Consider the following 24,151-nt stretch of genomic DNA (forward strand, 5'->3'; position numbering starts at 1 on the left):
CTTCGCTGCTGGTCAGCCGGTGCCCCGGCCGCGCCGCGGGTACGCCAGGCCGACCACCTGCGGACGGCTCACGGGCGGACGGTGAGGTCGGCCGGCAGGTGCAGGGCGGCCTCGTCCAGCCGCAGCTCCGCGAGGACCGCCCGCCACCTGTCGCGGTACGCCGCCGCGGCCCCGTCGCCGGAGGCGGCCGCGACCCGTTCCAGCCGGGCCAGCCCGCGGGCGGTCTGCACCGTCGCGCCGATGCCCTGCCAGATGTCCACGGCCTGGCACAGGGCGGTGGCCGCGTCCGCCCAGCGGCCCTCGGCGGCGGCCAGGTCGCCGAGGGCGCGCAGGGTCTCGGCGTGGCCGTCGGGGCGTTCCACCTCGCGGTGCACGGCGAGGGCCCGGTCCAGCCGCCGCGCAGCCTCGGCCGTGCGGCCCTGCCCGGTCGCCACGTCGGCGAGCGCCTGCTCGACGTACGCGGTGCCGAGGTCGTCGCCGACGGCGAGGCTGGTCTCCAGCGCGTCGGCGAGGGCGTGCCGGGCCTCGTCGAGCCGGCCGGCGGCGGTGAGTGCCAGGCCGTAGTGGTAGCGGCGCAGCGCCGCGCGCAGCGACCCGGCCGTCGAGCCGTCGACTGCGAGCGCCTCCCGCAGCAGCGCCACGGCCGCCGCGGCGTCGCCGGTGTCCCAGCGGGCGAAGCCGAGCGTGTCCAGGGCCTCGCCGAGCAGCGGGCCTGACACCGCCCTGGAACGGGCGGTGGCCACCGCCCGTTCCAGACTGTCGAACGCCTCGTCGAACCGGCCGAGGCGCAGCGCGGCGAGCCCGGCGTTGCGCAGGGCGAGCACCTGCAGCTCCGCGTCGCCGAGCGCTTCGGCGACGGCGAGCTGCTCGGCGGCGACGGCGGGCAGCCGGGGGTGCTCGTCGCGCTGCAGGTGCGCCTTGAACAGCGCGTCGAGCAGCCGGGCCAGCGGCCGGTGCGACCCGCCGGCCCGCGCGCCCTGGATCGCCGTGTGCAGCGTGTGCTTCCAGTCGTCGGCGTAGCCGCGGTTGCCCAGGAACGTCGACATCCGCAGCGCGAGGGCGCCGGCGACCTCCGGCAGGTGCGCGGCCGCGGCCTGGTCGACGGCGGCGACCAGGCCGGCCCGTTCGGTCTCGAACCAGTCCAGGGCGCCGGCGCGCACCGCCCGGGCACCGTCCTGCGGTGGCGGCCCGACCGGCGGGCCGGGCGCGCCGGTGGCGTCGCCCAGCAGCTCGTCGGCCGCGCCGGCCAGCGCGAGCCAGCCGTGCAGCAGCCGGTGCAGGGCGTGCTCGCGGCCGGCCGGGGGCTCGTCGGTGCGGTGGCGTTCCCGGGCGTACTCGGCGACGAGCTCGTGCAGCCGGAACCGGTCCTGCCCGGCGATGTCGCGGCCCAGCGGCTCGACCAGGTGGACCTCGGCGAGCTGGTCGAGCACCGCGCGGGCGGGCGGGGCGGGCACGTCGAGCAGCGCCTGCGCCACCCATCGCGGCCAGTCGGCGGCGGTGACCAGGCTCAGCCGCAGCAGCAGCCGCCGCGCCTCGCCGGGCAGCGCGTCGTGGCTCAGCGCGATGCTGGCCCGCACGTCGAGGTCGCCGACGGTGAGCTCGTCGAGCCGGCCGCGCTGTGCCGCGAGCCGGGCGCGCAGCTCCTCGAGGGGTGTGCCGGGCCGCACCGCGAGCCGGGCGGCCACGATGCACACAGCGAGCGGCAGCCCGCCGCAGAGCCGCACGATCTCCCGCGCGGCCGCCGGTTCGGCGGCGACGCGGGCCTCTCCGGCGCCGGCCGCCAGCAGCCGGACCGCGTCGGCGGCCGGCAGCGCCGGCACCACGAACCGGGCCGCGGGCAGCAGCGCCGCCAGCTGCCGGCGGGAGGTCACCAGGACCCCGCCGGTGGCGGTGAGCAGCGGCCGCAGCTGCGCCTCGTCGGCGGCGTCGTCGAGCACCACCAGCATCCTGGCCGCGGCGAGGTGGCTGCGGTACAGCGTGACCCGCTCCTCCGGGTCGGCGGGCAGGTCCGCGCCGGGCACGCCGAGCGCTCGCAGGAACCGCTCCAGGATCCGGTGCGGGTCGGCCGGGGTGTCGCGGCTGCCGCGCAGGTCGGCGTACAGCTGCCCGTCCGGGTAGACGGTGCCGAGCCGGTGCGCGGCGGCCACGGCCAGTCCGCTCTTGCCGACCCCGCCGGGGCCGACCAGCAGCACCACCGGCGCGGCGGCGGGGCCGTCGAGCCGGGCGGTGATCTGGTCGAGCAGCGGGCCGCGCCCGGCCAGCTCGACCGCCGGCGGCAGCTGCCGCGGCACCGGGCGGGTGGGTGCCGCGACCGGCGGCGCGACCGGCCGTCCCCGCAGGATGAGCCGTTCCGTGGCGCGCAGCAGCGGACCCGGTTCCACGCCGACGTCGTCGACGAGGCGCCGGTACGCGCGGCGGTAGACGGCGAGCGCCTCCGCGCGGCGGCCGGCCCCGGCCAGCGCCAGCATCTGGTGGCGGTAGAGCCGTTCCGCGTGCGGGTGCGCGGCCAGCAGCGGCTCGACCTCCCGCAGGACGGTGTCGTGCTCGCCGAGGGCCAGCGCCACGTCGAGCTTGACCTCGGCGGCGGAGAGCCGCTCCCGGTGCAGGTTCTCGCGGACCGCGGCGGTGTGCGGGCCGTCGACGTCGGCGAGGGCGGGGCCGCGCCACAGCGACAGCGCGCGGTCCAGCAGGGCCAGCGCGGCGGTGCGGTCACCGGCGCCGGCGGCGGCGCGGCCCCGCCCGGCCAGCTCGCGGAACTCCGCCAGATCCAGCCGGTGCGGTCCCAGGCGCAGCGTGTACCCGGTGGGGCGGGTCTCGATGAGCGCGGGGTCCACCGCCCGGTACCGGCGGCGCAGCCCGCTCACCAGGTTGTGCAACTGGGCCTTCGCGGAGCCGGGCGGGTCCTGCCAGAGCGTGGCGATCAGCAGGTCGGCAGGGCTGAGCCGGTCGGCGTCCAGGAGCAGGGAGGCGAGCACCAGCCGGGCCCGGCCGCTGCCGGCGGGCAGCAGCCGGCCCTCCTCGCGGACCTCGACGGGCCCCAGAACTGCGAATCGCACAGGCCATTGATATCGCACCGCGGCGCTAACAAGCCGCTAACAACGACCTGAACCGGGTGCCGCGGCTCCGTTACGCTCGCCCGGCATTCGCCCGGAGCTCAGAAAATGGTGAGAGATCTCGTGTCGACGGACGGGGGCCCGTACTACGTCGGTCCGGTGGACGCGCCGCAGCGGTACGAACTGGTGCAGCGGCGTGCCGCGGGCGGCGAGGGCGAGGTCTGGCTGGCGCGTGAGCATCACGGCACCGAGTCCTTCCGGTACGCGGTGAAGATGATCCGCATCGACGACGACTCGGTCGCCGAACGGCAGCTGGAGGACCTGCGGCTGCAGGCGGCGCTCGCCACGCAGGTGGAGCACCCGGCGCTGGTGAAGGTGAAGGAGGTCTTCGTCGGCCCGCCGCCGCACGCCGCGGGCGAGGAGGCCACCGGCGGCCGGCGGCTCTACTTCGTGATGAAGTGGATCGAGGGGCACAACCTGCAGGAGGCCCTGGAGCGCGGCGAGGTCCGCGGCCTGGACGTGCTCGCGTCGCTGGAGCACGTCGCCGAGGCCGTCGACCACCTGCACAGCGGCCGGGACACCGACGGCGCCGCGGTGATCCACCGCGACATCAAACCGGCGAACGTCCTGCTCGCCGCCGACGGCCGGGTGTACCTGGTGGACTTCGGGCTGGTCCGGCTGCGCAGCACCGACCGGACGTCGCGGATCTTCGGCACCGCGCCGTTCATGGCGCCTGAGTCACTCGCCCGCGGCGAGTACACGCCGGCCACCGACCGCTACACGCTCGGCGCGACGGTCTACTACGCGGTGACCGGCGAGGCACCGGTCGCCGGGGACGTCGACGGCATGACCCAGCGGCTCGCCGCCGGGCTCGGCCCGGGCCACGACCGGGAGATCCGCGGCATCGTCGCGATGCTCGCGATCCAGCCCGGCGCGCGGCCCGCCTCCGCCGCCGGCTGGGTCCGCGCGCTACGGTCGGCGCCGCTGCAGACCACGGCCGGTCCGGGCCTCTCGGCCCTGCCACCGACCACCGGCCCCGGGCACGCGTCACCGCCCACCATGGTTCCGGGGGGTCCGGGGTACACGCCCCCGCCGCGACCCACGTCCGGCGGCGGGTTCGCGCCGGTCGGGCCGTCCGGCGGCGCGGCGGCGGGCTACCCGCTGCCACCCGGTTCGTTCGCCGGCGCGCCGGCGTCGCCGCGGCCGGTCGACTACCCGATGCCGCCGACGGCACCACCCGGCGGGCACCTGGGCGCCGGGCAGCCGAAGCGCAGCACCGGCAAGGCCCTGCTGGTGACCCTGGGTGTGGTGCTGGCGCTCGTCGCCGGCTGCTGCTTCTCCCTGTACAAGTTCGGCTCGTCGCTCGACGACACCGGCGGCGGCACCGGCGGCCCTGGCGCGGGCCGGCCCGGCGCCACCCGCTCGTTCGACAAGAGCCGGCCACCGCCGCCGGTGACGGAGCTGCGCTCGGCGCTGGTGTCGGTCGGAGACATCGCCGCGGTCATGAGCGCCTCGCCGAGCACGGTCGAGTCCCGCACCGAGAACTCCTACCTGCGGGGCGGACTGGCCAAGCTGGAGCTGTGCGCCGGCGGCGCGGTCGCCGGCGACGCCATCGCCGGCACGGAGACCAACAACTTCAAGGTGACCGGAGCCCAGGGGTACCCGTTCGTGGGCTCGGCGGTGGCGGGCTTCTACAGCGACGAGGCGAAGGTCTTCTTCACCACGCTGCGCACCACGGCGGCCCGCTGCGGATGGTCGGAGCTGCAGACCGCGAAGCTCGGCGAGGAGAGCCTCGGCATCTTCTCCGACAACGGCGACAGCGACAAGGTCGCGATCGTCTTCGTCCGCAGCGGTCAGGTCGTCGTCGAGGTGGCGGTCACCGGGGCCTACTTCCTGGCCGGCACCCGCGGCAGCTACCAGTCCGACGCGATCCAGCTCGCCACGGCGATGGCCAAGCGGCTGCCGAAGGCGGGCCCGTGACCGTGCCGGCGCTGCTGATCGGTGCCCCCGACGGGGAACGCCGGATCGGCCCGGAGGAGCAGGTGCTGCGCATCGGCCGGGACCCGCTGTGCCGAATCGTGATCGAGGACCCGCGGGTGTCCCGGGAGCACGTCGAGGTGCGGTGGCGGGCCGGTGGCTGGCGGCTGCGCGACCTGGGCAGCCGCAACGGCACCTTCACCGCGGGCGTGCGGGTGGACGAGCTCGACCTCACGCGGCCGTGCCAGGTACGGCTGGGCGGCGTCGACGGGCCCACCCTCACCCTGCGCCCAGAGCACCCGGAGCACCCGGAGCACCCAGAGCACCCAGAGAACCCGAAGCACGCGGCGCCGCCGGTCACCGTGGCGGCGGCACCGGACGCGTCCGGGCCACGGTTCGAGGCGGGCCGGGTGCCGTCGGCGACCTACCGCGCGGCGGACCGCACCCGGATCGGGCGCGCCCCGGACAACGACATCGTCCTGGCCGACCTGCAGGTGTCGCGGTACCACGCGGACCTGGTGCGCACCGGCGGCGGGCTGCGGCTCGTCGACCTCGGCACCCGCAACGGCACGTTCGTCAACGGCCGCCGGGTCAGCGAGGCCGACCTGCGCCCCGGCGACCTGCTGTCGTTCGGGCGGCACCAGCTGGTCGTGGACGGCTGGCAGCTGCGCGAGTACGTCGACACCGGCCGGGTCTCGCTGCGGGTGCAGGGCCTGGGCGTGACGGTCGCCGGCGGGAAGCGGCTGCTCGACGGCGTCGGCTTCGAGCTCGGCGAGTGCCGCCTGCTCGCCGTCGTCGGGCCGAGCGGGGCCGGCAAGTCGACGCTGCTGGGCGCGTTGACCGGGTACCGCCCGGCGAACGAGGGCGCGGTCGTGTACCAGGGCCAGGACCTGTATGCCGAGTACGACGACCTGCGCCAGCGGATCGGCCTGGTGCCGCAGGACGACATCCTGCACGCCGCGCTGAGTGTGCGCCGGGCGCTGCGGTACGCCGCGGCGCTGCGCTTCGGCTCGGATGTCACGGCGGCCGAGCGGGAGCAGCGCATCGACGAGGTGCTCGGCCAGCTCGGCCTGACCGGCCACGCCGACCAGCGCATCGACACCCTGTCCGGCGGGCAGCGCAAGCGCACCTCGGTGGCGCTGGAGCTGCTCACCGAGCCGTCGCTGCTGTTCCTCGACGAGCCGACCTCCGGGCTGGACCCGTCGCTGGACCGGGACGTGATGCTGAGCCTGCGCGGCCTCGCCGACCGGGGCCGCACGGTCGTCGTGGTCACGCACAGCCCGCTGCACCTCAACGTCTGCGACCGGGTGCTGGTGCTCGGCCGCGGCGGCAAGGTCGCGTACTTCGGGCCGCCCGGCGACCTGCTGGCGTTCTTCGGCGCCGAGGAGTACGCCGACGTGTTCAAGCAGGTGTACGACGACCCGGACGGCTGGGCCGCACGGTACGCCGCCATGGCCACGCCGCCGCCCCCGGTGAGCACCGGCGCGACCCCGGGCGGGGTGCCGGCGCCGGCCGAGCCGCCGCCGCCCCGGCAGGGCTGGTGGCGGCAGCTGACGATCCTGACCCGGCGGATGGCCGCCGTGACCCTGGCCGACCGGATGTACGCGGCCCTGCTGCTCGGGCTGCCGCTGGGCCTGGCCGCGCTGCTGTACGTGATCCCCGGCGACGACGGCTTCGCCCGGCCGGGCAACCCGCTGGGGCGCAGCACGGAGGCGGCGCAGCTGACCGTCGTGCTCATCATCGGGGCGGTGTTCTTCGGCCTCGCCGGCGGCGTCCGGGAGCTGGTCCGGGAGCGCCCCGTCTACCGGCGGGAACGCGCCGTCGGGCTGGCGCCGGGGGCGTACCTGGGCTCGAAGCTGCTCGGGTTCGCCGCGGTGAACGGGGTACAGGCGGCGCTGTTCGTGCTCGTGGGCCTGGCCGGGCGGCCGGGGGCGCAGGAGGCGCTGGCGCTGCGCTGGCCGCTGCTGGAGCTGATCGCGGTCGTCTGGCTGACCGCGCTGGTCTCGACCGTGACCGGGCTGCTGGTCAGCGCCTACGTCTCGACCGGCGAGCAGACGATGCCGGTCCTCGTCGGGCTGGTGATGGCGCAGCTGGTGCTGTGCGGCGGCCTGTTCGCGGTGGTCGGCCGCGCCGGCGTCGAGCAGCTGTCGTGGCTGGCCCCGGCCCGGTGGGGGTACGCCGCGGCGGCGGCCACCGTCGACCTGCGCGCGCTGGCGGTGGATCCGAGCGCGGACGCGTTGTGGCGGCACACCGCCGCCGCGTGGTGGTGGGCGATGGGCGTCCTCGCCCTGCAAGGGGTGCTCGTCACCGGCGCCGGCAGGTGGGCGATGCGCCGGCACGAGCCGGGCCGTTGAACGCCCGGAGACTGGAGGCACCGGTGCCACGCAAATCGGAGGACCCGCAGCAGGCCGCGCTGCGCGAGGGCTGGAGCAGCGCCTGCCGCCTGTACGGCTACCTGCACGGCGGCGGAGATCTGATCGCGCTGCCGCCGGGTGCGGTCCGGCTCAACCCGGACGAGGTGGCCTACGGCGACGCCCTGCTCGGCTACGCCCGCTTCTACGGCACCACGGTGACGTACCAGCAGAGCAGCACGATGCTGCTGGGCTCGGCGACGTTCGTGGCCGCCGGGCTGGCGGCGAACGCGATCGGCAACGCCGCGGCGCGCAACCGCGCGCAGGCGCAGGCCGCGCACCAGTGGCGCGACCACGCGACGGTCCGCACGCTGCTCACCAGCCAGCGCCTGCTCTGCGACTACCGCGGCCGGTGGCTGAGCTTCTGGCACTCCGGGATCGTGGAGCTGCAGGGCGACGCGGCGCAGTGGCTGTTCGTGCTGCGCTACGAGGTCGGCGACCCGGTGATGCTGCACGGCCCGGCGGCGCCGTGGTTCGCGGTGAGCATCGCCCGGCTGGTGTACGGCCCGGGCGGGCTGCACTTGCCGGCGCTCGCCCCGCTGGCCCGGGCGGTCGCCGAGGTGACGGCCCACGAGCAGCGGATGCTCGGCGGCCCGCCAGACCCCCAGGCGCTACCTCCCGCGTAGCTGTGCGCCGTCCTCACCCGCCGAACGCCGCGGCGGGGGTGAAACAAGGGGTGGTCCGCGGCGCCCGGACCGCCACGAGCGCGGCGTTCGGCGCCCCGCCGCCCTAGCATCGACTCGTTGCCTCCACTCGACCGGCTCCGGCTGCCCCGCGCGGCGGGACCGACGTGCTCAAGAAGAGTGCCGATGATGCAGGGACGCTTAGCGGCTTGGCTGGTACGGCTCAGCCCGCCGCCACTGTCGGCAGGGATCGCGGTCGGCGCCGGGTTCATCGTCGTGGAGACCCTGCTGGTCTACCCGCTGCGGCACGCCGCTCCCCGAGAGGCCCTGGCCCTCGTCTACCTGCTCGGCGTGCTCGTCGTCGCCACGGTGTGGGGCCTGTGGCTGGGTGTGGTGACGTCGATCGTGAGCGCGCTCGCGTTCGACTACTTCCACACCCCGCCGGTCAGGCTCTTCAGCGTGGAGGACTGGCGGGACTGGCTCGAGCTCTCGGTGTACCTCATGGTCGCCGTGGTCGGCGGTTCGGTGGCGCAGCTCGCCCGCGCCCGTGCGCTCGAGGCCGTCGAACGGCGCCGGGAGACCGACGTGGTCGCCGAGCTGACCCGGCTCATCCTCGGCGCCGACGATGTGCGGGCGGTACTTCCCGAGGCCTCGGACCGGCTCGCGCAGGCGATGCAGGTGCCGTACGCGACGATCGACCTCGACGAGGAGCCGCCGCGCGACGGCCGGGTCCAGCTGCCGCTGCGCCCCGGCGCGCTGGTCGTGCCCGCGGATCTGCCGGACCGTGTCATGGAGCGGCTGCGGGACGGGGTGGTGCCCGGTCTGGCGACAGCGCTGCGGGCCGGCTGTGCGCTGCAGGCGGGCCGGGCACAGGTGGAGGAGTTCCTCACGCAGCAGGAGGCGCTGCGGCGGGTGGCGGTGCTCGTCGCCCGCGGCGTCGCCCCCACCGAGCTCGTCGCCGCGGTCGCCGCCGAGACGGCCGAGTTGTTCGCCGCGGACGCCACGCGGGTGCTGCGCCGGGACGGGCCCGGCACGGTGACCGTCGTCGCCGAGTACGGCAAGTCAGCGGCCGAGCCGATGCTCGGCAGGCGGCTCGACCCGTCCGGCGGCGTCACGGGGATGGTGCTGCGCGACTCCCGTCCGGCCCGCATGGGTTCCTGCACCGGCAGCCACGGCCCGCTCGCCGACCTCGCCCGCGCCGAGGGCTTCGACGCCTCCGCCGGCGCGCCGATCGTCGTCGACGGCCGGGTATGGGGCGTCCTGCTCGCCCTGTGGGGGCCGACCGGCCCACCGCCACCCGGCACCGAGCACGACCTGGCCCAGTTCACCGAGCTCGTCGCGACCGCGATCGCCAACAGTGAAAGCCGTGCGGAGCTCACCGCGTCACGTGCCCGGCTCGTATTCGCCGCCGACGAGGCCCGCCGCGGCATCGAACGCGACCTCCACGACACCGTGCAGCAGCGGCTCATCTCGCTCGCGCTCGAGATGCGCACCGCCGAGGCGCTGGTCCCCCAGGAGCTCGGCGAGCTACGGTCCCGGCTGTCGGACACCGCCACGGGGCTGACCGGCGTCCTGGAGCATCTCCAGCAGATCGTCCGCGGCATCCATCCGGCGATCCTCTCGCAGGGCGGGCTGGGCTCCGCGATCAAGGCCCTCGCCCGCCGCTGCCCGGTCCCGGTGGCGGTCCGCACCGGACCGAAGCGCCGCCTGCCCGGCTACGTCGAGGTCGCCGCCTACTATGTGGTCTCCGAAGCGCTCGCCACCTCCGCCGGGCACGCCGACGTCTCGGCGATCGACGTGGACCTCGACATCGTCGCGGACGTCTCAGCGCCGGACGACTCGGCGCCGGGCGAGGTCCTCACCGTGACCGTCCACCACGACGGCCTCGACGGCGGCGATCCGCGTCAGGGCCTGGCCGGCGTGCGCGACCGAGTCGAGGCACTCGGCGGCACGCTGACACTGACCAGCTCGGCCGGCCACGGCACGTCCCTCAGCGTGAAACTGCCCGTGAACGGCCACGACCAGCAGGCCACGGCGGCCGGCCGGCCGTTCGGCGGCACGTGACGCGACTGGGCGCCCGCCCTGAGCGCGCTGGGGCGCCTGATCACAGCATTACGCGTCTGCCCGTTTCCGTCGGATGGCGGATGTCAGCGACGCCGCCCACACCGGCACGTAGGCCGGGGGAAACTGCAGGCCCCGGTGGTGCCACCGGCCGGTCGACCACGACGTCGTCGACATCGACGTGAAGCTGCCACCGCCCGACGAGTTGGTGTGCCAGCCGCCGGCCGTGTACCCCAGCGTCGTGAGCGGGCGGAGATGGGTCGCCGGTGGTGGGCCCTGCAACACCGTCTCCTGCCAGTTCTCCGTGGTGTCGGTGTGCGTGGTCGGGCCGTATCCCCACGAGGTCGACACGCTGTGGGTGACGCGCTCGCGGACGAGCGTGTAGGACTGGTAGACGCCCAGCGTGAACGCCAGCACCACCGCCCACAGTGGCCAGACCACGAGGCCGACGAGCACGCCGAGCCAGCCGTCGACCAGGCCGGTGAGCCGGTCGGGGACCCAGAACACCACGAGCGCGAGCGCCTGACCGACATATCGGCCGGCGATCGCGAGCACCAGCCACAGCGCGATCAGGGCACGCCAGGGAACCTTGCCGTACCACAGTGCCCGCGCGGCGAGCATCGCCACCGCCAGCGCCAGCAGCACGACGTGGAACCGCAGCGGGGCCCGGCCGTAGTACACCGCGCCGCCGCTCAGGATCAGGCCGGTCGCGAGCCGGCCGAGCCGCACCCGCCATTCGACGCCGGTGAACGCCGAGCGCAGCAGCCACCAGGCGAGCAGCGCACCGCCGAGCACGAGCGCCGGGCGGGCCGCGGAACGCCCTTCGAACTGCTCGTGCAGTGTCCAGAACAGCGCGATCGTCGCCGTGAGCCCGGCAAGTTGTGCGAGAAATCCCCGTGCCCCCATGCATTGATTGTCGTCGAAAATGGCGGGCATGACCACGGCGATTCCGGGTGTCCGGTTCGGCGCGGAAACCGCCGGCTCAGAACGTCGTCGCGCAATCGTTGCCAGACCGGGTCGGGTTGTGACGACACGGGACCGGGGATCGGACCGTCACTCAGGCAGACGGCAATCGGTGCACGTGCCGAACAGCTCGAGCGTGTGGTTGACCTCGGAGTAGCCGTGTGCCCGGGCGATCTGCCGTGCCCAGGCCTCCACGCCCGGGCCGGTGACCTCGACCGTGCGGGCACAGTGCCGGCAGATCAGGTGGTGATGGTGCCGTTCCTCGCGGCACCGCCGGAACCGCTGCTCCCCGCCGTCGACCCGGACCGTGTCGACCTCTCCGGCGTCGGCGAGGGCCTGCACGGTTCGGTAGACGGTCGTCAACCCGATCGGCGATCCCCGCTCCCGCAGCCGGGCGTGGACCTGCCGGGCACTGATGAACTCGGCGGTCTCCGCGAGCAGCTCCAGCACCGCACGGCGCTGGCGGGTGCGGTGCTGGCGACCGGCGGCGGGCCATCCCACGTGGCGCCGCTCCGCTCCGTGCGACGCCGAGGAGGGGCTCATGTGTCATCACCGCGGTGCCGCATTCCGGTGGTCATCGGCCCGCCGTTTCCGATGGCAGCAGCCTGCCGGCCGGGTCGGGTTCCGGCCGGGCCCGGCGCAGCCGCGTCCGGGCCAGCAGGCCGTGCCGTGGTGCGAGCAGCCAGCAGCCGATGAACGCGCCGGTCAGCACGAGCACGATCAGCCCGCCCGCGGCGAGGTCGAGGTGGTACGACAGGTACAGGCCGCACACGGCGCCGAGCGAGCCGATGAGCGGCGCGACGAGCATCATGGTGCCGAGCCGGTCGGTGAGCAGCCTGGCGCAGGCGGCCGGGGTGACGAGCAGCGCGAGGACGAGGATGTTGCCGACGGCCTGCAGGGAGATGACGATGGCGAGGGCGACCATCGCGTACAGGGCGACGTCCAGCGCGGCGACCGGCAGCCCGTTGGCGCGGGCGGTCTCCCGGTCGAGGCTCACGGTGACCAGCCGGCTGTGCAGGATCGCGGCCGCGGCGAGCAGCGCCGTACCGGTGCCGGCGACGGTCAGCACGTCGCGGTCGCCGATGCCGAGGATCTGCCCGAACAGGAACGACTCCAGCGAGCCGCTGTAGCCGGGGGCGCTGCTGAGCACGACGATCCCGAGCCCGAACGCGGCGGCGAAGAACACACCGATGACGGTGTCCTCCTTGAGCCTGCGGTTCTGGGCGACGGCGGCGATCGCGAGCGCGGTGGCCAGGCCCGCGGCGGCGCCGCCGATGACGAGGTCGGCCTTGAGCACGAAGGCGACGGCGATGCCGGGGAAGACGGCGTGGGAGACGGCGTCGCCGATGAAGGCCATGCCGCGCAGCACGACGTGGCTGCCGACGACGCCGCACACGATGCCGGACATGGCGGCCACGAGCAGGGCGCGTTGCATGAACGCGTGGTCCCACGGTTCGGCGATGAGGTCGAGGAAGGTCATGAGGTCGCCCCGGTGACGCCGAACGCCCGCAGCCATACGGCCGGGTCGCGCAGCTCGTCGGGGGCCGCGTCGGCGATGACGGTGCGGTTGAGCAGGCAGATGCGGTCGCAGAGCCGGTTGGCGGCGGTGTGGTCGTGGGTGGTGACCAGCAGCGCGGTGCCGTCGACGGCGAGGCGGCGCAGCAGGTCGGTGAGCAGGGTCTGGGTCGGCTGGTCGAGGCCGGTGAAGGGCTCGTCGAGCAGCAGCAGCGCCGGCCGCAGGACCAGGGCCCGGGCGACGAGGACCCGTTGCCGCTGCCCGCCGGACAGTTCGCCGACGGGCCGGTGCCGCAGCCCGGCCATGCCGACCCGTTCCAGGGCGGCGAGCGCGGCGGTGGTGTGGTCGCGGGGTGGGCGGCCCAGCCACCGGGTGCGGTGGGTGAGCCCGGTCCGGACGGCGTGCTCGACGGTGATCGGGAAGTCCCAGGCGAACTCGTGGCGTTGCGGGACGTAGCCGATGCTGCCGCGGGCACGGCCGGCCGGCTGCCCGGCGACGCTGACCGTGCCGGCATGCCGGTCGAGCAGGCCGAGGACCACCCGCAGCAGGGTGGTCTTCCCGGCGCCGTTGGGTCCGATCAGCCCGACGATCTCGCCGGCGTGCACGGCCAGGTCGACGTCGGCGAGCACCTCCCGCCCGGCGAGCCGGGCCCCCACACCGCGGACTTGCAAGGTCGCGGCGCTCACCGCTCGGCCCTGCGGTTCCGGCGCCGCACCAGTACGACGGCCAGCGGCACCGACACGATGAGCAGCACTCCGGCGCCGGTGGCCGGCCACAACCATGCGCGGCCCGCCGTCGCGTCGCCGGCCACCGCGACCGCCTCGGGCGCTGCCGGGCCGGTGCCGCCGCCCGGCGCGGGTGAGGACGCCGCGGGGAACGCCGTGGCCGGGTCGCCGGCGCCGACGTAGACCCGCAGGGTGCCGCGTCCGCTGTGCGGCTCCCCGGCCGCGCCGGTGGCGGTCATCTCCAGGTCGATGCGGTACGCGCCCGGGGCAGTGAACACCCAGTTGCCGTGCACGTGCGTGTTGACCTCGACACCGCTGTCCTGGGGCAGCGGTCTGCCGCTGTCGAAGACGACCTGCGGGGCGCCGAAGTTGCCGTTGAGGAACAGCGCGAACCTGCCGGGGCCGCTGACCTGATGGACCCGCCAGGTCACCTCCCGCTGGATCGTCGTGGCGACGGTCGGGTCCTGTGTGTTCCAGCCGAGCCAGACCGCGTCCGGGCGCTGCACCTGCGGCAGGATCCACACGTCGCTGCCGGCGGCGCCGAGGAACGCGAACTGCGCCGTTGCCGGGACCTGCGCGCGGGTGGCGTCGACGGCGTGGACGACGACCTCGTCGAGGGCCCGCCAGGCCGGCGGGCGCACGGTGTCGTCGCGGACCTGGACGCGCCAGCCGCCGTCGACGAGGCGCGGTCCGAGGTCGGCGTGGCCCGCGGCGAGGACGACCGGCGCCGGCGCCGCCCGTGCCGGCAGCCCCGGCAGCGCGGGCGACACCGCCAGCACGGCGGCGGCCATCACGGACCACCGAGGCAGGTGGCCAGTTCGTCGGCGTTGTGCCGCATCATCACCAGGTAGGTTCCTGCCTGGTCGTCGAACGCGTCGCCGTAGAGCTTGCATATGCGGATGTCCTGATCCTTCGCGATCTGGGTGAGCACGCTCGCCCGTCTGGAGAGGTTGGGTTCCATGAACACCGCCGGCACCCGCAGGTTGGCGATGGTCTCGGTGAGCTTGCGGACCTGCGCGGCGCTGGGTTCCTGCGCCGGGTTCGGCACGACGAACCCGGCGACGGTCAGCCCGTACGCCCGGGCGAGGTAGCCGAACCCGTCATGGGTGGTGACCAGTTGCCGGCGGTCGGCGGGGATCGTCGCGATCCTGGCCCGCACGTCGTGGTCGAGCCGGTCGAGCTCGGTGAGGTAGCCGGCGGTCCGGCGCCGGTAGCCGTCCGCGCCGGCCGGGTCGCGGGTGACGAGGGTGTCGCGGATGATCTGCACGTACGCCTTGGCGTTGGCCACGTTCTGCCACAGGTGCGGGTCGATCTCGCCGTGGACGTGCTTGCCGAGGACCGCCTGCGGCAGCTGGTGGATGCTCTGACCGGCCCGGCCGAGAAAGGCGAACCGCGGGTCGTCCGGCACGGTGTCCAGGGCGCGGTTGGGCACGTCGATGACCACGTCGGCGGCGGGCACGGCCCGCTGCGTGCCGGGCGTGTCCGCGTCGGTCCAGGCGTACATGTCGCCGCGGTCGAGGTCCACAGCAACATCGGTGTGGCCACGGTCCAGCACGGTGGCCCCGCCCGCCACGGTGTGCGGGTCCACACCGACAGCGAACGTGAACGTGCCCGCCGCCACCGGCTGTACGACGCCGTCCGGGTTGGACAGGGCCGCGGACAGCGTCAGCCGGTAGCTCCCCGGTGTGCTGAACGCCCAGTTGACGTGGGTGTGCGCGTCAGGGGGCAACACCACGGTGTCGGCCGGGGACAGCCCGTCTGCGGAGTCGACGTAGACCTCCGGCTGGCCCAGCGCGTGCGTCAGGTACACCGCCAGCCGCCCTGGCCCGTCGAGCTGTGTCGCGGTCAGCCTGACCTCCGACGCGCGGGACGCGCCGCGGGCGGCGCCGCTGCCCCGCACCGCGAGCCCGACCCACGGCACGTCCAGGGCGATGTTCTCCACAAGGGGGATCACCTGCGCGCCGTACGCCTCCGCGGACTCGGCGAGGGACACGTTGGGCGCGTCCTTCGGCGCGTTCGCGTCGATCGCCTTGATGAGCGCGTGTTCCTCCAGCAGCAGATGGTTGGTGAACGTCACGTCCGCCTTCGCGATCGTCTTCGCGTCGCTGGGGGTCGGCTCGTAGGAGTGCGGGTCACCGCCGGGCGGCACGACCGAGTCGACGGTGACCCGGTCCCCGCCGACGGCACGCACCAGGTCGGCGAGGATCTCGGTGGTCGCGACCACCCTGACGGCGGCGTCGCCGGACGGGGCGGCACCGCAGCCGGCGACCGTGGCCAGGGCGATCAGCGTGCGGAGAACGCGCCGGCCGTTCACGCCGTCCTCCGGCGCCGGTACGTCAGGGCGACCAGCACCGCGCCGGCGCCGACCATGACCACTCCGGCGCCGATCAGCGGCGACAGCGCCGTCCCGGTGCGGGGCAGCCGGCCGTCCGCGGCGGCGCAGCCGGTGCTCGTCGTGCGGGGCAGCAGCGTCTTCGGGTCGATGCCGCCGACCGCGAACGTCACCACGGAGGTCGCGGTCGCGCCGCCGAGGGTGTGGCTGAACGTCAACCGGTACGCGCCGGGCCTGGTGAACGCCCAGTTGCCGTGCGCGTGGGTGCCCAGCGGCACGGCGAGGCTGTCCGGCAGGCCGTCCTTGCTGTTGAAGACGACCTTCGGCTGGCCGAACGCGTCGTACTCGAACACCGCGACCGTGCCGGGACCGTCGACGCCGGTGAGCTTCCAGGTGACCGGACCGCCGGTCTGACCGGCTTCCTCGGTGTTCCAGCCGAGCCACGGCACGCCCGCCTTCTGGGTCTGCGGCACCTGCCACACGGTGGCGCCCTGCCCGCCGAGGAAGTCGAACGGTCCGGCCGGTACCGTCGCCGTCGCTGCGGCACCGAGCTGGAACACCACGTCCGACGGGGCACGCCAGACCGGTGCGCCGCCGCCGGTGCCGTCCTTGATCCTGGTGACGGGTCGGCCGCTCTCCAGCCGGACGGCGACGTCGGCGTGTCCCGAGGAGATGACGACGCCGCCGGTACGGGAGGTCGGCGCGCACGACGCAGGACGTGGCGCGGTCGTACTGGTCGCCGGGAGTGTCGTCGCCTCCGGCGAGACAGTGCGGGAGGGCGCCGGACTGGAGACCGGCGAGGAGCTGGGTGCGGCGGACGGCGATCCGCCGGTGACCTGGTGGGCGACGGCCGCGGCGGCCGACGGCGTGAAGTCGGTGCTGTACCTGGGGACGAACCGGGCCGACAGCTGATGCCCGCCGGCGGCAAGGCCGGTGACGGTGAAGGTGGCGGCGCCCGCCGTGACCGGCTCGTGGCCCAGGACGGTGTCGCCGTCGAGAAACTCCACCCAGCCGTCCGCGCCGGCTGGTTCGACCGTCGCGGCGAGGATGACCGGTTCGCCTGCCGTCGAGACGGCCGTCGGCGGTGTGAGGCTGGTGGACGTCGGTGCGGCCGGGATGTCGGCCGCCGAGGTGCCGCCGACGAACCAGGCGAGCTCGACCGGGCCTGAGCTGATCGTCCGGCCGTCCGGGTGCGCCGCGGTGACTTCGAACGTGAGCACGTACCGGCCGAGGGCGGTGAACACCCAGTTCGCGTGCGCGTGCGTCATCACCGGCCACGAGCCGCTGGTGTACGCCGGGTCCGCCGAGCTGAAGTAGCGCAACGGCTCCCCCACCGGGCCTGACGCGAACACCTCGACCCGCCCTGGCCCGCGTACGTCGCGCAGGTGGAACCGCACGGAGTCACCGGCGATCGCGCCCGGCTCGATGCCCTCGGTGGACCAGCCCGGCCACACCAGGGCGTAGTCCTGGATCTCCGGCGCCATCCACATCGGGTCGCCCGCGGCGCCGAGGAACGCGTAGTCCGGCAGGTCCGGCACCGCCAGCCTCGAGGTGTCGGTGTCGAACAGCTGCACCAGCACGTCGGCCGGGTCGGCGAAGGTCGCCTCGGCGCCGTTGCCGATGCGGGTGCGCACGTCGAGCCGGCCGTCGGCGTCGTCCACGAACAACAGGTCGGTGTGCACGTCGTTGAGCACGGTCCGCTGACGGCTGGGCGGCGCCGGCGCACCGGGGGCGGCGCTCACCGGTGCCGCCGCCGGGCCCAGCATCGCGACCAGCACCCCGGCAGCGGCGAGCACCGCACCCGACATTGAAACGAGTTTCACTTTCAATAACCGTTCTATCCAGAGGGCCCGGTGGAGGAAGCCGGTCCGCCCGGCCGGTGCGGCCGGGCGGACCGGTCGGGGTCAGCCCACCTGGAACGTGTAGGTGACGTTGCCCGACGTCGCGCCGGCGCCGTTCTGGGCGGTCGCCTTGAACGTGAGCGTGTAGGTGCCGAGCTGGGAGAACGCCCAGTTGCCGTGGGCGTGCGTGCCGGCGGCGACGCCACCCGACCACACCGGCACCGGGCAGCCGGCGGCGGCGTTCGTGTTGAGCCGGAACGTCGGCGTCGCCGGGAACCCGGCGGTCGTGTACACCGCGAACCGCCCGCCGGCCGGGGCGGTCCAGCTCACCAGCTCCAGCTTCACCGGGCCCTGCGCGGCCGGCACGTCCTCGGCGTTCCAGCCGGCGTACAGCAGGTTCGCGTTCTGGGTCTGCGGCGCCACGTACACCGTGGAACCGGCCGTGCCGAGGCACGACCAGGCGGCGCCGGACGGCACGGTGATCGCCGACGACGAGAGCAGCCGCAGCGTCGTGCCGGACGGGGACAGGTCGTCGTTGACCGGGCTGTACGTCTTGATGTCGAGGCTCAGGGCGCCGTTGACGTAGTCGATGTCAAGCCCGTCGATGTGCCCGGACTGGATGGTGGCGGCGGCCGCGGGCGCGGCGGCCACGCCCAGCAGCACCACGGCGGCGGTCAGCACGGCTGCGGACCGGCGGAACAGTCTCATGGGTTTCCTTCTCGATGGATGAACGGGGGTCACGCGCAGACGACGAACTTCAGCCACACCGCGCCGGAGGTGACCGTCGCGCCCGTGGACGCGAGCCGCGCGGTGACGTCGACCTTGATCCGGTAGGTGCCTGGCCGCTCGAACGCCCAGTTGTAGTGCGCATGGGTCGCCACCGGCAGCGTCACGATGTCGGGCAGGCCGTTCTCGCTGTCCACCGCGACCAGCGGCGCGCCGGCCGGGTCGGTGGCGAACAGGCTGAACCCGTCCGGGCCGAGCACCTGCCGGAACCGGATCCGGACGCTGTCACCGGCGAACACGCCCGCTTCCAGTTCCTCCGTGGCGAGTCCCGCCCACAGCAGCGCCGGGTCCTGCACCTCGGGCAGCACGTAGACGGTCGAGCCCGGCGAGCCCAGGAACGCGTAGGCCGGGTCCGCCGGCACCGTGACCGCGGCCCGCGACGGCACCTTGAACACCACGGACGCCGGGTCACGCTCGACATCCGGATCGACCGTCTCGTCATGCACCGACAGCTCGAACGCACCGCCCTCGAAGGCCACGTCGACGGCGTCGACATGACCCTGCGACAGCACCACTCCGGACGCCTGCGCCGGGGTGCCGGCGGCCAGCACCGCGACCGTCAACGCCGTGGTGGCAGCACCCAGCAACGGGATACGAACCCGCATACCAATCCTCCTCAGTCTCCCGCCAGGGGCGGGCTATCCGTAACGATAATCATTTTCAATAAGACGTCAAGCCCCCACCGCGCTCCCGGGAGATCGTCTTGACCGATGGCGAGTGTCCACACAGGACACGGCCGGCGCAGGCGAACGCGGACTCGGCCGGCTACGTCGGCCGAGCCAGGGGGACCGTGCTCCCCGGCCATCGGCCGGTGCACGTCGTCGACGAACGCCTGGACGACCAGGACGAGAGCGCGCGGCACATCCGGCGAGTTCTACCGCGCCCTGCGGGTCCTCGACGGCGACAAGCTCTTCGTCCGCGTGGTGTTCTGACGTGACCCGCCTTGACGGTGGGTCTCCCACCGTCCCGGTACGCTGCCCGCGTGGCGAATCCGCTGGTCCGACGGCGGATGCTCGTGCATCCGACCTACCGGACGTTCGTCCTGCATGCCCGGCGCGACGCTGAAGAGGAGTACCTCTTCCGCCTGTGGCGGATCGCAGACTCGCCGCCGTTGGCGGACGACGACGAGTAGACCGGGCGTTTTTGTCATGCCAGAAGGCCGGTATCGCGACCGACCGTCAACTTTGCGGCTCCAACAGCTCAGTTCTCAAAATTGTGCGGCACGTCAGCCGGTTCCGGCCGCTGCGGATCACCGGCTGGATTCGATGAGGGCGAACGAGACGCTGCGCACCGCGGCGCGGGCGGCGGCCAGGGCGGCGCGCAGTGTGCCCTCGTCCCGCTCTGCCGACAGGGCCACCGCGGCCAGGGCGGCGCACTCGGTCAGGCACAGCACGCTGTCGTAGCCGGGGTCGGCCGGATCCGCGACGGCCGCGGTTCGCATGGCGTCGGCGAGGGCCTCGAGCTGCCGAGCGGCCACAGCGAGCGGCGGCGCCGGGGTGGTGGCCGGCGTCAGCACATCGCCACCAGGATGCGGCGGTCGCCGGTGTACGGCTGGCGGCCGTGCGCCATCAGCATGTTGTTGATCATCAGTACGTCGCCTTCCTGCCACGGGACGGCGAGGCTGACCTCGTCGTAGACGGAGCGGATCGTGGTCAGGTCGTCGTCGGGGATCGGTGTCCCGTCGGCCAGGTACGCGTGGCGGGGCAGGTCCTGCTCGCCGTACGCCTCCAGCAGCGCCTCCCGGACCTCGGGCTCCAAGGCGGCGACGTGGAACAGGTTGGCCTGGTTGAACCACACGGTTTCGCCGGTCACCGGTTCGGTCCGGTACGACGGCCGCACGTGCCGGGTGCGCAGGCCGTCGCCGGTCCACTCGCAGTCCTGGTCGTGTTCGGCGCAGTACCGTTCGACCTGCGTCCGGTCGGTCGTCTGGAACGCCTCCGGCCAGTCCAGGCCGAGGTCCTCGCGGAACGTGCGAGCGTAGCGGACACCGCCGGCGAAGCGTTCCCGCAGCGGCTCGGGCAGCAGCTGGAACACCCGCCGGCTGTCCGCGATCGGGGTCGCCCCGCCGGAGCCCGGCGCGATCTGGCAGAAGAAGGACACCAGGCCGGGCCAGCGATCGGAGTACGAGTTCTCGTTGTGCATGGGGATGGCCTGGTCCGACGGATACTCCGTGGAGGTGTAGACGTGGCCGCCGACGTCGCTGCGCGGGGTGGAGCGTTCGGTGTAGGACAGCAGCTCACCGCCGACGCACCGCACGACCTCGTGGAAGACGGCGACGTCCACCGGCAGGCCGCGCAGCAGCACGGCGCCGTGGGTGCGGAGCCGGGCGCGCAGCCCGTCGCGGTGCCGTGTCACCCAGGCGAGCGGCTCCTCGGCGGTGCCTGCCGCGACGTCGTGGACGAGCACGGCGGTGTGGGCGTTGTGCAGCAGACCGGCAGCGGTGTCGGCGCTCATGTCCGTTTCCTCTCCTCTGCGAGGTAGTGCTCGACGATGGGCAGCTCCGGGGAGATGATGCCGTCGGGCAGGGCGTCCGGTGCGAAGTATTCGGCGCCGGCCAGCTCAGCGCCGTCGACCGCGAGCGGGAGCGCACCGGGCCGGGCCACGTACGCGGCGGTGACGTTGTGGACCTCGTCGCCGTGCGGGTAGCGGTAGTAGTACTCGGCACCGGAGAAGACGCCGAGCAGCCGGAGGTCCTCGATCTGCAGGCCGGTCTCCTCCCTCGTCTCGCGGATGCCCGCCTCCTCGAAGGACTCCCCGGGCTCCATGAACCCGCCCGGCAACCCCCAGCCGGCGATGTCTGTCCGCCGCACCAGCAGCAGGTGCCCGCGTTCGTCCACGACGATGACGGAGGTGCCGGGCAGGATGAGGGGGCGGGTACCGACGAGGGCGCGCAGTTCGGCGATGTAGCTCATGAGGGGACACTCTCACGCTCGGTCAGCCGCGCGGCGATCGCCTCGGCGTGCCGGTGCACGGCGTGCACCGCGGTGCACACCTGGTCCACCGACGCGCCGTCCAGATGGGAGTACAGGGGCAGCGACAGGCACCGCCCCGCGACGGTCTCCGTGACCGGCAGGCCCCCGCCGGCCACCTGGTACTGCGAGTAGGCCCGCTGCCGATGCAGCGGAGGATCGAAATACTTGCGCGTGGCGATGCCTTCGGCGGCGAGCGCGGCGGCGAGGGGGTCCCGGCCGAGCCCGAAACCGTCGGCGTCCACGAGGACACAGAAGTCCTTGTAGGTGCTCACCGCTCCGGCCGGGACGCGCTGGAAGGTGAGCCCTGGCAGGCCCGCGAGGTTGTCGAGGTACCGGCCGACCAGCGCCCGCCGCCGCGCCAGCCAGCCGTCCACGTGGGGCAGGCCGCTGCGCCCGACCGCGGCGGCCATCTCCGGCATGCGGGCGCTGAGGCCGGCGAAGCGGGCGTCGTAGTCGCCGGGGTTGCCGTAGTTGCGTGCGGTCCGCAGGTGCCGGGCCAGGTCCGGGTCGCCGGTCGCGATCAGCCCGCCCTCCCCCACCGGCAGCGACTTGGTCGGGCTGAGGCTGAACACCTCCGCGACGCCTTTCGTGCCGACCCTGGTGCCGTCGGGGTACCTGGCGCCGAAGCCGTGCGCCGAGTCCAGCACGAGCGGGACACCGGTCCTCGCGGCCGCGGCGGCGAGGGCGTCGGCGGGGCACGGCACACCGAACGTGTGCACGCCGAGGACCGCGGACGCGCCCGCGGTCAGCGCGCCCGTGACGTCACCCACGCCGGTGGTGAGGGTGTCCGGGGCGCAGTCGACGAGGGCGGGTCGCAGTCCGTTCCAGATGACGGCGTGGCCCGAGGCCATGAACGTGAAGCTGGGCACGGCGACGGTGCCGCGCAGCTGCAATGCCTGCAGCACGAGCATCAGGCCGGCGGTGCAGCTGCTCACCGCCACGACGTCGGCGACGCCGAGGTACAGGGCGGCTTCCCGTTCGAATGCGGCGACGTGCACGCCGTTGGTGAGGTCACCGGAGGCGAGGATCGCCCGCAACCGGTCGGCGACCTCGTCATCGGTGTTCAGCGTGGGGCGGGTGATCGGCAGCGGCGTCGAGCGGATCGGCCGCCCGCCGAGGATGGCAGGGGTCATGTCAGTCCTTCCCTTCACGGCGGACCGTCGGCGCATCACGCGGCGGCCAGGATGTCGCGCACGGTCCGCTTGCGCAGCACGTCCATCAGCCCGATCTGCAGGCCGGCCCGGCGGGCGCGGGTGACCAGCCGCGCCGCGGCGATGCTGCTGCCGCCGAGCTCGATGAAGTCGTCGTCGAGGCCAACCTCGGCGGCGCCGGTGACCTCGGCGAACAGTCCCCGCAGCAACTCCGCGGCGGCGGGTTCGCGGTGCTGCTGCGCCGGCGGGCCGGCGGGCCGGTCCGACGGGTCCGCGGGCCGCAACGCCGCCCGGTCCAGTTTGCCGTTCGCGGTCAGGGGCAGCCGCGGCACCGCCTCCAGCCGGGCCGGCACGAGGTACGCCGGCAGGTTCGCCGCCGCGTGGGAGCGGATGGCGGCAAGGTCCAGAGTGCCCGGGTCGCCTCCTGCCGCGGGCACGACGTAGGCGACGAGGCGCGCCCCGCCGGAGCCGCGCTCCACGACCACCGCCGCGGCGCGCACGGCGGCGCAGGTGGTGAGCATCGCCTCGACCTCGCCGGGCTCGACCCGGTAGCCGTTGACCTTTGCCTGGGCGTCGATGCGGCCGAGGTACTCCAGGTCCCCGCCGGGCAGTGCCCGCACGAGGTCGCCGGTGCGGTACATGCGCGAACCCGGCGGGCCGGACGGATCCGGCAGGAAGCGGTCCGCGGTGGCCCCCGGCCGGTGCAGGTAGCCGCGCGCCAGTTGCCCGCCGGCGATGTGCAGCTCACCGCGGACGCCCTCGGCGACCGGTCGCAGCGCCTCGTCCAGGACGTACAGCCGGGTCCCGGCCACGGCACGACCGATCGGGACCTGGTCCGGCACCTCCGAGCCGGGCGCGACGGTGTGCACGCAGCACCCGACGGTCGCCTCGGTCGGCCCGTACTCGTTGACGACGCGCAGCTGCGGCCGGGCCCGGCGGCAGGCGGCGAGGTCGGCGCCGGCGAGTGCCTCACCCCCGACGATCAGGTCGGTGACCGGCCAGCACGGCTGCGCCATTGTCTCCAGCAGCGGCAGGTGCGACGGTGTGACCTTCAGCAGCGTGGCGGTGCCCGGCGGCGGCGCGTCCCCGGCGGCCAGCCGTTGCAGGTCGGTGACCGCGACGGTTCCGCCGGCCAGCAGCGGCCCGAACAAGCTGGTCACCGCCATGTCGAACGACGCCGACGAGTGCAGCAGGGTGCGACCGGCGAGGCCCGGGTAGGCACCCACCGCGTACGCGAGATAGGCGCCGAGGGCACCGTGCTCGATGACGACACCCTTGGGCCGGCCCGTCGAGCCGGACGTGTAGATGACGTAGGCGACGTCACCCGATCGCACGGGACCCGGGGGCGGAGCGCCCGGCGGCGGCGAACCGGCGGGATCCACCCGGTCCACGCCGGGCGGTGCGTCGGCCGGATCGACGGCGACGACGAGCACGGGCCGGGCGTCGTCGAGGATGTGACGCACCCGGGCCGGCGGGTCCTGCGGGGCCACCGGGACGTATCCGGCGCCGGATCGCAGCACCGCCAGCAGGGTGACGACCAGCTCGATGGAGCGGTCCAGGAGCACCGCCACCAGCCGGTCGGGTCCGGCGCCACGGTCGACGAGCAGCCGGGCCAGGCGGTCGGAGCTCTCGTCGAGCTCCCGGTACGTGAGGACGCGCGCGCCGTCGGCCACGGCGACCGCGTCGGGAACGCGGGCGGCCTGGGCCGCGAACAGTTGCGGAACCACTGGTGCGGACATG

General features: G+C 74.4%; 20 protein-coding genes. 5 read left to right on the plus strand and 15 right to left on the minus strand.

Features of this window, described 5'->3' with window-relative positions:
* Window positions 1–68: 68 nt before the first annotated feature.
* Entirely contained in the window at window positions 69–3,056 is a 2,988-nt protein-coding gene (locus tag ACZ6TV_RS44450; protein WP_465305688.1) for an AfsR/SARP family transcriptional regulator, read from the minus strand.
* A 120-nt stretch (window positions 3,057–3,176) separates the two neighbouring features.
* Here ACZ6TV_RS44450 and ACZ6TV_RS44455 point away from each other — a divergent pair, with 120 nt between their 5' ends.
* The 4 genes from ACZ6TV_RS44455 (at window position 3,177) to ACZ6TV_RS44470 (ending at window position 10,128) form a co-directional block, all read left to right on the plus strand.
* Window positions 3,177–5,033: a serine/threonine protein kinase gene (locus ACZ6TV_RS44455; protein WP_465305690.1), complete on the plus strand. Its 1,857-nt coding sequence runs from the start codon at window positions 3,177–3,179 to the stop codon at window positions 5,031–5,033.
* The gene (locus ACZ6TV_RS44460; protein ID WP_465305692.1) at window positions 5,030–7,384 is read left to right on the plus strand and encodes an FHA domain-containing protein; all 2,355 of its coding nucleotides are present in this window, start codon (window positions 5,030–5,032) and stop codon (window positions 7,382–7,384) included. The genes ACZ6TV_RS44455 and ACZ6TV_RS44460 overlap by 4 nt, the downstream gene beginning before the upstream one ends.
* Before the next feature lie 23 nt (window positions 7,385–7,407).
* Complete coding sequence (locus ACZ6TV_RS44465) at window positions 7,408–8,067, plus strand: hypothetical protein (protein WP_465305694.1); 660 nt, start codon at window positions 7,408–7,410, stop codon at window positions 8,065–8,067.
* Window positions 8,068–8,250: 183 nt separating this feature from the next.
* Complete coding sequence (locus ACZ6TV_RS44470) at window positions 8,251–10,128, plus strand: DUF4118 domain-containing protein (protein ID WP_465305696.1); 1,878 nt, start codon at window positions 8,251–8,253, stop codon at window positions 10,126–10,128.
* Between the two features lie 48 nt (window positions 10,129–10,176).
* On the opposite strand, the gene ACZ6TV_RS44475 is transcribed toward ACZ6TV_RS44470, so the two are convergent.
* From ACZ6TV_RS44475 to ACZ6TV_RS44515, 9 genes are all read right to left on the minus strand, one after another.
* Window positions 10,177–11,031 (minus strand): hypothetical protein, encoded by an 855-nt coding sequence (locus ACZ6TV_RS44475; RefSeq protein WP_465305698.1) that lies wholly within the window; start codon window positions 11,029–11,031, stop codon window positions 10,177–10,179.
* 147 nt (window positions 11,032–11,178) lie between these two features.
* Complete coding sequence (locus ACZ6TV_RS44480) at window positions 11,179–11,631, minus strand: Fur family transcriptional regulator (protein WP_465305700.1); 453 nt, start codon at window positions 11,629–11,631, stop codon at window positions 11,179–11,181.
* Between the two features lie 31 nt (window positions 11,632–11,662).
* On the minus strand, window positions 11,663–12,568 hold the full coding sequence (locus tag ACZ6TV_RS44485; RefSeq protein ID WP_465305702.1) for an anchored repeat-type ABC transporter permease subunit: 906 nt from the start codon (window positions 12,566–12,568) through the stop codon (window positions 11,663–11,665).
* Window positions 12,565–13,290: an anchored repeat-type ABC transporter ATP-binding subunit gene (locus tag ACZ6TV_RS44490; RefSeq protein ID WP_465305704.1), complete on the minus strand. Its 726-nt coding sequence runs from the start codon at window positions 13,288–13,290 to the stop codon at window positions 12,565–12,567. Before ACZ6TV_RS44490 ends, ACZ6TV_RS44485 begins: the two co-directional genes overlap by 4 nt.
* A complete protein-coding gene (locus ACZ6TV_RS44495; protein ID WP_465305706.1) occupies window positions 13,287–14,120 on the minus strand; it encodes a choice-of-anchor M domain-containing protein in 834 nt (277 codons plus the stop codon). Before ACZ6TV_RS44495 ends, ACZ6TV_RS44490 begins: the two co-directional genes overlap by 4 nt.
* Entirely contained in the window at window positions 14,120–15,643 is a 1,524-nt protein-coding gene (locus tag ACZ6TV_RS44500) for an anchored repeat ABC transporter, substrate-binding protein (protein WP_465305708.1), read from the minus strand. Before ACZ6TV_RS44500 ends, ACZ6TV_RS44495 begins: the two co-directional genes overlap by 1 nt.
* On the minus strand, window positions 15,640–17,484 hold the full coding sequence (locus tag ACZ6TV_RS44505) for a TIGR03773 family transporter-associated surface protein (RefSeq protein ID WP_465305710.1): 1,845 nt from the start codon (window positions 17,482–17,484) through the stop codon (window positions 15,640–15,642). The genes ACZ6TV_RS44500 and ACZ6TV_RS44505 overlap by 4 nt, the downstream gene beginning before the upstream one ends.
* 81 nt (window positions 17,485–17,565) lie before the next feature.
* Complete coding sequence (locus tag ACZ6TV_RS44510; RefSeq protein WP_465305712.1) at window positions 17,566–18,210, minus strand: choice-of-anchor M domain-containing protein; 645 nt, start codon at window positions 18,208–18,210, stop codon at window positions 17,566–17,568.
* Between the two features lie 29 nt (window positions 18,211–18,239).
* On the minus strand, window positions 18,240–18,893 hold the full coding sequence (locus tag ACZ6TV_RS44515) for a choice-of-anchor M domain-containing protein (protein WP_465305714.1): 654 nt from the start codon (window positions 18,891–18,893) through the stop codon (window positions 18,240–18,242).
* Window positions 18,894–19,270: 377 nt separating this feature from the next.
* Here ACZ6TV_RS44515 and ACZ6TV_RS44520 point away from each other — a divergent pair, with 377 nt between their 5' ends.
* Entirely contained in the window at window positions 19,271–19,420 is a 150-nt protein-coding gene (locus ACZ6TV_RS44520; RefSeq protein ID WP_465305716.1) for a hypothetical protein, read from the plus strand.
* Between the two features lie 117 nt (window positions 19,421–19,537).
* Here the strand turns inward: ACZ6TV_RS44520 and ACZ6TV_RS44525 are convergent, their stop codons facing one another.
* The 5 genes from ACZ6TV_RS44525 to ACZ6TV_RS44545 are packed head-to-tail and all read right to left on the minus strand — an operon-like array spanning window position 19,538 to window position 24,150.
* Entirely contained in the window at window positions 19,538–19,804 is a 267-nt protein-coding gene (locus tag ACZ6TV_RS44525) for a hypothetical protein (RefSeq protein WP_465305718.1), read from the minus strand.
* Window positions 19,798–20,742 (minus strand): TauD/TfdA family dioxygenase, encoded by a 945-nt coding sequence (locus ACZ6TV_RS44530; protein ID WP_465305720.1) that lies wholly within the window; start codon window positions 20,740–20,742, stop codon window positions 19,798–19,800. The genes ACZ6TV_RS44525 and ACZ6TV_RS44530 overlap by 7 nt, the downstream gene beginning before the upstream one ends.
* Entirely contained in the window at window positions 20,739–21,200 is a 462-nt protein-coding gene (locus ACZ6TV_RS44535) for an NUDIX hydrolase (RefSeq protein ID WP_465305722.1), read from the minus strand. Before ACZ6TV_RS44535 ends, ACZ6TV_RS44530 begins: the two co-directional genes overlap by 4 nt.
* Window positions 21,197–22,393: a DegT/DnrJ/EryC1/StrS family aminotransferase gene (locus ACZ6TV_RS44540; protein ID WP_465305724.1), complete on the minus strand. Its 1,197-nt coding sequence runs from the start codon at window positions 22,391–22,393 to the stop codon at window positions 21,197–21,199. The genes ACZ6TV_RS44535 and ACZ6TV_RS44540 overlap by 4 nt, the downstream gene beginning before the upstream one ends.
* A gap of 35 nt (window positions 22,394–22,428) precedes the next feature.
* Window positions 22,429–24,150, minus strand: a complete 1,722-nt coding sequence (locus tag ACZ6TV_RS44545; protein ID WP_465305726.1) for a non-ribosomal peptide synthetase — start codon at window positions 24,148–24,150, stop codon at window positions 22,429–22,431.
* Window position 24,151 lies beyond the last annotated feature (1 nt).

This window comes from Dactylosporangium sp. NPDC051087 (genome assembly GCF_055586325.1).